Genomic DNA, 1,202 nt, shown 5'->3' with positions numbered 1-1,202 from the left:
TAGGCACTTGGGTTCTCTGCAGCTGGCTGGCCCTGGCGGTAGGCGCGTTGGCTCAGGCGCCGGATCCCCCCCTTCCCCACTTCACACCGCTGTTTCCCCCCCGGGACCAGGCGGGATCCCAGGCCCGGCTGGTGGGTCAGGTGAGCAACAGCTTGGGGCAGCCGGTGGCCGGGGCGCAGGTGCAGTTGGAGAGCCTGGAGAACCCGAAGGAGCCAGTTCAGACAGACGCGCAAGGGGCATTTGAGCTTAACCCGGCCCCCCCTGGGCGGTGGCTTCTAACGGTGTGGCACCCCGACTACGAAAGCGTGCAACAGGAGATCCTGCTGCAGGAGGGCCTGACTACCCCTGTGGAGGTGGTTTTGCCGCTGGCCATTCGGCCCCAGCCCCGGCGCCGCCTTGGCATCTTGGGGGTAGGGGGGCTGGAACATACCCAGCTTTTGGGCCAGCGCCTGGCCATGGAGGTGGTGCGGCTGGGCCTGATCCCCAACAGCGAGAAGGTGGTACCCCTAGATAACCGCCGCCTGCAGCCCATTTTGCGCCAGGTGGGCTGGCCACTCTACGAGCTATTTGAGTGGGATCGCCGCAAGCCAGAAGCGGTGGGCCAATTTTTCGACTACCTGGGCCTGGAGGCCATTGTCATTGCCCGCGTCGATGTCCTCACCCGCCCCGCCTCGCCGACGGAGGTGAGCCTGCGCTCCCGCAGCCGCCTGGAGCTGTGGCGATTTGACGAGCAGGGCAACCTCGTGGCAGAGGTATTGGCCGAGGCCAGCCGCGACCAGGTGGAGCGGGGCAATCTTAACGCTGCCGAGCTAATGCAGCTTTATCAAATCCAAGTCACCCAAATGGCCGCCGAAGTCGGATCCCGCTGGAAAGCCAATCACCCCCTAGCCCCCTACCTCAATTTGGCCCCAGGTGAAGCCCCACCACCCCCCTCGCACCTGGATACTGCCGTGGAGCTGGTCATTCCCACCGCCAGCCCCACTCCTTAGACGCTTTCTGCGGGGCTAGCCCTGCACCTAGGGGAACTGGGGGCTGGCCTAATGCAGGCGGCAGGTTAAAGTAGCACTGAGGATCCTTGCTGCCGTTCCCGTCCATGACCTCTGAACCCCCCCCACCCCCACCCCCCCCCCCCGGAAATGGAACCCCCCCCCCCCCAGGCCGCCGCCCCCCGGGGGGCGCGGTACGAATAACCCAATTCCCCA

The 1,202-nt window shown here is 65.9% G+C and carries 1 protein-coding gene; it reads left to right on the top strand.

Going from position 1 to position 1,202, the window contains the following annotated elements; translation table 11 throughout:
* The coding region (locus NW827_RS03910) for a carboxypeptidase-like regulatory domain-containing protein (RefSeq protein ID WP_414503360.1) at positions 1 to 989 on the top strand (989 nt) is incomplete at its 5' end.
* Positions 990 to 1,202 lie beyond the last annotated feature (213 nt).

It is taken from the genome of Synechococcus sp. H70.1, from assembly GCF_047502705.1.
Taxonomy (GTDB): Bacteria; Cyanobacteriota; Cyanobacteriia; order Thermostichales; family Thermostichaceae; genus Thermostichus.
Note: the sequence above shows the minus strand (reverse complement) of the source record. Positions and strands in the feature narration are given on the sequence as shown.